Here is a 6,315-nt window from a genome sequence, read left to right on the forward strand (position 1 = left end):
GCGCCCGCCGAGCACCCCGGCGGGGGCCGCGGCCAGCGCCGCGGCCTTCAGCGCGCGCCCGGGCCGCAGGTCGAGCAGGTTCACCAGGTTCGCCGTGGCGGCGATCAGCGCGCCGTCCATCGCCACGTCGGTGAGCCGCACCAGCGCGCGACCACCCCGGCCGGACGGGAGCGGGTCGTGCGGCCGGCTCAGCGCGGCGGCGACGAGCGCCCCGGCGCCGATGCCCAGCACCTTGAGACCACCGGTGGTCACCTCGCCGCGCGCGAGCGCACCCAGGTGACCGCGCAGGCCCTTGCGGACCTCGCCCTCGCGGTCCTCCGTGAGGTCGTCCACCAGGCCGAACGCCGTGCCCGAGGTCGTCGCCACCGTCAGCGCGGCCGCGTCCCGCACCGACGGCGCGCCGACCAGCGACCCGGCGAGCACGCCGGCCGCGACGGCCGGACCGCCGAGCAGGCTGACCGCCTCGCCGCGGTGGTTGGTGCGCTCCCACTGCCGGGCGCCGCCCGGCGGGTCGTCGTCCAGCACGCCGCGCACGACGGACGTCGTCAGGCGCGCGGTCGCCAGCGCGGCGAGCCGCCGCACGACGCCCGCTCCCCCGGTGCTCATCCCTCGGCACCCGCCGTCGCGTCGGCGCCCGCGTCACCGGCGTCACCGGCACCCGCGTCGGGGCCCTCGGTGCCGGCAGGGGTGCGGTCGGGCAGCGGGAGCACGGTCGTCGCGGGCAGGACCGTGAGGTCGTCGCCGTAGCCGTAGTGCCCGGTCGTGCCGCCGATGGTGGCGTTGAGCGCCAGCGGCACCGACACCTGGCCGGACACGCCGTCCGCGCCGCTCACGGTCGTCAGCGCGTCGGCGGCCGAGCCGTCCGCGAGGATCGTCGACACCAGCGAGCCCTGGACGACCGGGCCGTCCACGACCACGGCGCCCTCGGAACGGGTCTGCGCGACCCGGGCCAGCGCGACCTGCGACGCCAGCACGGCCTCGGCCTCCTCGGTGTCCGCGGGGTCCTCGGTGGCGACCGCCTCGGCGGCGATGCCCGGCGTGACCAGCACGACGGCGTCCGCGGGCGCGGTGACCTCCTCGCCGAGGGTCACCAGGGGCGAGTCGCCCGAGGTGAGCAGCTCCAGCAGGGTCGCGGCGTCGCCGCTCAGCGCGTCCGGCTGCGCCGGGTCCGCACCCGTCAGGCCCTGGACCAGGGCCTCGGCGACGGAGGTGTCCACCGTCGCGTCGGCGGCCGGTGCCGGGTCGAGGTAGCTCACGATGTTGCCCACGAGCGCCTGGCGGAACGAGCGCAGGTCAGTCGACGACCACGCCTCGGTCAGCGTGACGCGCGCGCTGACCTGCGCGCCGGCGTCGGACAGCCGACCCTCGACGGCGGTCAGCGCGTCCGCGTCGACCTCGCCCAGCGCGACCACCGCGACACGGCGGTCGGTCAGCGTTCCGTCGACCAGGTCGGTGCCCGCGGCGTCCACGAACGCGTCCGCGGCGGCCTGGTCGGCGGCGGCGGCGTCGAGCTGGTTGCGCAGCTCGTCGCGCTCGGAGCGCAGCTGGTCGACCTGGCCGGTCAGCGTGTCGCCGATCGTCTCCCGCAGCGGGCCGGCGCCCAGCACGATGCCCACGGCCAGCGCCAGGAACACCGAGATCAGGGAGACGAGGTGGTAACGGAAGTCGATCACGGTGCGAGCTCTCGGTCAGGTGCCGGCGCGAGGGCGGCACGGGAAGGGGCGGGGCGGCGGGCGGTGCGCGTCACGGCGTCCCGCCGAAGAGCGAACCCAGCCAGTACACGAAGTCGTCCCAGCGCGCGCCGGTGAGGCCGATGAGCGTCTGCCCGGCGGTGGTGGACGCGAGCGCCACCCCCAGCGCGAGCAGGCCCGCCAGCACCAGCAGCGTCAGCTGGAGGTTGGAGATGCGGTTCCGGTACAGCCGGGACACGCCCTTGGCGTCCACGAGCTTGCTGCCCACCCGCAGGCGGGTCAGGAACGTGCTGGCCATGCCCGCGCGGCCCTTGTCCAGGAACTCGACGAGCGTGGCGTGCGTGCCGACCGCGACGATGAGCTCGGCGCCCTTGTCGTCCGCGAGCAGCATCGCGACGTCCTCGCTGGTGCCCGTCGCGGGGAACACGATGTGCGGCACCCCGAGCTGGTCGACGCGCGCCAGGCCCGGCGCGCGGCCGTCGCGGTACGCGTGCACGACGATCTCGGCGCCGCAGCGCAGCGCGCGGTCGGACACGGAGTCCATGTCGCCGACGATCAGGTCGGGCGTCCACCCGGCCTCGAGGATCGCGTCCGCGCCGCCGTCCACGCCCACCAGCACCGGGCGGTACTCGCGGATGTACGGGCGCAGCGTGACCAGGTCCTCCTTGTAGTGGTACCCGCGCACCACGATGAGGACCTGGCGGCCGTCGATCTCCGTCACGATGTCCGGGACGCCCACGCCGTCGAGCAGCAGGTCGCGCTCCCGGCGCAGGTAGTCCATCGTGTTGGCGGCGAAGGACTCCAGCTGCACCGACAGGCCCTCGCGCGCGGCGGCCTGGTCGGTCGCCACGGTCTGCTCGGTCTGCAGCACGCCCTCGGCCACCAGCCGGTCGCCGTCGTAGACGGAGCCGCCGTCGATCCGCAGCGTGCGGCCCTCGCGCAGCGTCATCACGTCCGGCCCCAGGTCGTCGACCAGGGGGATGCCGGCGGACACCAGGATGTCCGGCCCGAGGTTCGGGTACCGGCCGGAGGTGGACGTCGCGGCGTTGAGCACCGCGGCGGGCTTGCAGGCGACGAGCGCCTCGGCCGAGACCCGGTCGATGTCGACGTGGTCGATCACCGCGATCTCGCCGGGCCGGAGCCGCTTGGTCAGCGTCTTGGTCCGGGGGTCGACCCGGGCCGGGCCGACGAGCTCGCCCCCGGGGGGCGCGGCGGAGCGTCTACGCGAGGGCAGGAGTTTCATCGCCGTTCATCGTGCCACGTCCGCCAGCTCCAGGAGCTCCGCTGCGTGTGCGCGCGCCGTGCCGGATTCCTCCTGGCCGGACAGCATCCGGGCGAGCTCGCGCACCCGGTCCTCCCCCGCGACCTCCCGCACCCCGGACGCCGTCACGGTCTCCTGCTCGTCCGGTCCGCCCGCGCTGCCGCGCGACTTGGTCACCACGAGGTGCCGGTCCGCGAACGCGGCGACCTGGGCCAGATGGGTGACGACCAGCACCTGCGACCCGCGTGCCAGCGCGGCGAGACGCCGTCCGACCTCCGTCGCGGCACGTCCGCCGACGCCCGCGTCGACCTCGTCGAACACGAACGTGCCGGGCCGGTGCTCCCCCTGGTCCGGGGACGTCGCGAGCGCCACCTCGAGAGCCAGCATCACCCGCGACAGCTCGCCGCCCGACGCCCCCTTGCCCAGCGGCCGGGCCGGTGCCCCGGCGTGCGGGCGCAGGAGCATCTCCACGACATCTCCACCGTGCGGACCCAGCTCCGCCGCAGCCTCGACGCGGACCTCGAGCACGGCCCCCGCCATGGCGAGCCCGGCGAGCTCCTCCGACACCGTCGCGGCGAGCCGCTCGGCCGCCTCCCGGCGGGCCGCCCCCACCGTCCCGGCGAGGTCCGCCAGGCGCGCGTCCAGCGCCTCGCGCTGCGCCGTGAGGGCCTGCACCTTCTCGTCGCCGTCGCCCAGGTCCAGCAGCCGCCGGCCGCTCTCCTCGGCCCAGCGCAGCACCGCCGCCACGTCCTCGCCGTACGAGCGGGTCAGTGACGCCAGGTCCGCGCGCCGCGTCTGCGCCGCGTCCAGGCGCAGCGGGTCCGCCTGCAGGTCCTGCAGGTACGAGGACAGCTCCGTCGCCGCGTCCGCCAGCAGGTAGCCCGCCTCCGCGACCCGGTCGCGCAGCGCGGCCAGGTGCTCGTCGTGACCGCCGACCGCGTCCAGCAGCCGCCGGGCGTGCTCGACGGCACCCGCCGCGCTGCCCGTGTCGTCCACCGCGTCCTCGTCGCCGACCAGCGCCGTGTGCGCGCCCGCCGCGGCGGCCCGCAGGTCCTCCGCGTGCTCCAGCCGCTCGATCTCCCGCCCCAGGTCCACGTCCTCGCCCGGCTGCGGGTCGATCCGCTCCACCTCCGCGAGCCCGAGGCGCAGCAGCTCCGCCTCCCGCGCCAGGTCCTGCCGGCGCGCCGTCAGGTCGTCGATCGTCGCCTGCAGCCGGCCGCGCTCCGTCCAGGCCTGCCGGTACTCCTCCAGCACGGCGCCGTGGGCCGCCCCCGCGAACGCGTCCAGGGCCTCGCGCTGGTGGGCGGGCGACCGCAGCCGCGCCTGGTCCTGCTGGCCGTGCACCGTGATCAGGGACTCCGCGAGCTCCCCCAGCACCGCCTGCGGCACCGAGCGCCCGCCCAGGTGCGCGCGCGAGCGCCCCGGGGAGCCGTCCGTGCTCGCGCCGACGGTGCGCACCAGCAGCAGCCCGCCGTCGTCGTCCACGGCCGCGCCCGCCTCCTCGGCACGCTCCCGCACCGGCGAGCCGTCGGCCACCACGACGCGCCCCTCCACGACCGCCTGGCCCGCGCCCGTGCGCACCGTCGCCGGGTCGGCCTTGCCGCCGAGCAGCAGGTTCAGGCCCGTGAGCACCATCGTCTTGCCCGCGCCGGTCTCCCCCGTCAGGACCGTCAGCCCCGGGTGCAGCCGGATCTGGGCGCCGGTGATGACGCCCAGGTCGCTGATCGTGATCTCCTCGAACACGCCCGTCAGCCCCCGTCCGTCTCGTGCCCCTTGCCGCGCCAGCCCACCACGGGCAGCTTGAACTTGTTGACCAGCCGGTCCGTGAACGGCGCCGGGGTCAGCCGGGCCAGCCTGACCGGCACCGGCGACCGCCGCACCTCGACGCGCGAGCCCGCGGGCACCTCGATCCGGCGGCGGCCGTCGCACACCAGCAGCGCCGCGGACGGCGTGCGCGGCAGCACCTCGACCGCCACCACGCTGCGCGGGCCGACCACCAGCGGGCGCGCGAACAGCGCGTGCGCCGACAGCGGCACCACGATCATGCTGTCCACCTCCGGCCAGACCACCGGGCCGCCCGCCGAGAACGCGTGCGCCGTCGAGCCCGTGGACGTCGCCAGCACCACCCCGTCGCAGCCGAACGACGACAGCGGCCGCCCGTCGACCTCGAGCACGACCTCGACCATCCGGGTCGGCTCCGCCTTCTCGAGGGCGGCCTCGTTCAGCGCCCAGCCGGTCACCGGCTCCTCGCGCCCGGGCACGTGCACCTGGACCTGCAGCGTCGTGCGCTCCTCCACGGCGTAGTCGCCCGCCGCGAACCGGCGCACCGCCTCGGCGATGTCGTCGCGCTCGCTCTCCGCGAGGAACCCCACGTGCCCCAGGTTGATGCCCAGCAGCGGCACACCCGTGGAGCGCGCCAGCTCGGCGGCGCGCAGGATCGTCCCGTCGCCGCCCAGGATCATCGCGAGCTCGATGTCGTGGAACGCCAGCCCCGGCACGTCCTCGCCCGCGAGCACCGGCGTGAAGCCGTGCTCCGTCAGGGCCGCGACGGCCTCCTCGGCGGCCGTCACCGCCTCCGGCCGCCCGCTGTGCGTGACGACCAGGACCCGCCTGCCGCTCATGCGCCTGCACCCTCCTCGTCGGTGACCGCCGCGCGCACCCGCGCGACGAGGTCGTCCCCGGCGACGCCCGGACCACGGCGCAACCACAGGAAGAACTCCACGTTGCCGCTCGGACCTGGCAGCGGACTGCGCGCCACGCCGAGCACGCCCAGTCCGTGCTCGCGCGCGACGTCCGCGACGCCCAGCACGGACTCCGCCCGCTGCTGCGCCGAGCGCACCACACCACCCGAGCCCAGCCGCTCCCGGCCGACCTCGAACTGCGGCTTGACCATGAGCACCAGGTCCGCGCCCGGCGCCGCCACGGCGGCCAGCGCCGGCACCACCAGCGTGAGCGAGATGAACGACAGGTCCGCGACCACCAGCGCCGGCGCCGGGTCGACGTCGCCGGCCGCGAGGTAGCGGACGTTCACGCCCTCCCGCACGTCCACGCGCGGGTCCGCGCGCAGCCGGTCCACGAGCTGGTCGTGCCCGACGTCCAGCGCCACCACCCGGGTCGCTCCGCGCCGCAGCAGCACGTCGGTGAACCCGCCCGTGCTCGCGCCCGCGTCCAGGCACTCCCGGCCCGCGACCGCGACCTCCGGGAACGCCGCGAGCGCGCCCAGCAGCTTGTGGGCGCCCCGCGAGGCCCAGTCCGCCTCGGGCGCGCCGTCAGGCCCGTCCGGGGCGTCCGTCGCGGGCTCGACCACCGGGTGCTCGCCGGCGGGCACCGGCGACGCGGGGCGCAGCACCGTGCGCCCCGCGA

At 76.5% G+C, this 6,315-nt stretch carries 5 protein-coding genes and 1 pseudogene; all 6 read right to left on the minus strand.

The window, feature by feature from the left end:
* Positions 1–606 (minus strand): annotated as a pseudogene (locus tag EBM89_RS18945) (hypothetical protein); the annotation flags it as partial.
* On the minus strand, positions 603–1,673 hold the full coding sequence (locus EBM89_RS18950; protein WP_122151171.1) for a copper transporter: 1,071 nt from the start codon (positions 1,671–1,673) through the stop codon (positions 603–605). The pseudogene EBM89_RS18945 and the gene EBM89_RS18950, both read right to left, overlap by 4 nt.
* A gap of 70 nt (positions 1,674–1,743) precedes the next feature.
* Positions 1,744–2,934 (minus strand): putative cytokinetic ring protein SteA, encoded by a 1,191-nt coding sequence (steA, locus tag EBM89_RS18955; protein ID WP_122151172.1) that lies wholly within the window; start codon positions 2,932–2,934, stop codon positions 1,744–1,746.
* 6 nt (positions 2,935–2,940) lie between these two features.
* On the minus strand, positions 2,941–4,695 hold the full coding sequence (gene recN / locus EBM89_RS18960; RefSeq protein WP_122151173.1) for a DNA repair protein RecN: 1,755 nt from the start codon (positions 4,693–4,695) through the stop codon (positions 2,941–2,943).
* Between the two features lie 5 nt (positions 4,696–4,700).
* Complete coding sequence (locus EBM89_RS18965) at positions 4,701–5,573, minus strand: NAD kinase (protein WP_122151174.1); 873 nt, start codon at positions 5,571–5,573, stop codon at positions 4,701–4,703.
* Positions 5,570–6,315, minus strand: a 746-nt coding sequence (locus EBM89_RS18970; RefSeq protein ID WP_147463628.1) for a TlyA family RNA methyltransferase, incomplete at its 5' end; no start/stop codon positions are given. The genes EBM89_RS18965 and EBM89_RS18970, both read right to left, overlap by 4 nt.

The sequence above is a fragment of the Cellulomonas triticagri genome (assembly GCF_003696205.1).
Taxonomy (GTDB): domain Bacteria; phylum Actinomycetota; class Actinomycetes; order Actinomycetales; family Cellulomonadaceae; genus Cellulomonas; species Cellulomonas triticagri.

Coding starts and splice junctions, on each gene's coding strand:
- steA (WP_122151172.1), bottom strand. CDS start 2,934: ATGAAACTCCTGCCCTCGCGTAGACGCTCCGCCGCGCCCCCCGGGGGC.
- EBM89_RS18965 (WP_122151174.1), bottom strand. CDS start 5,573: ATGAGCGGCAGGCGGGTCCTGGTCGTCACGCACAGCGGGCGGCCGGAG.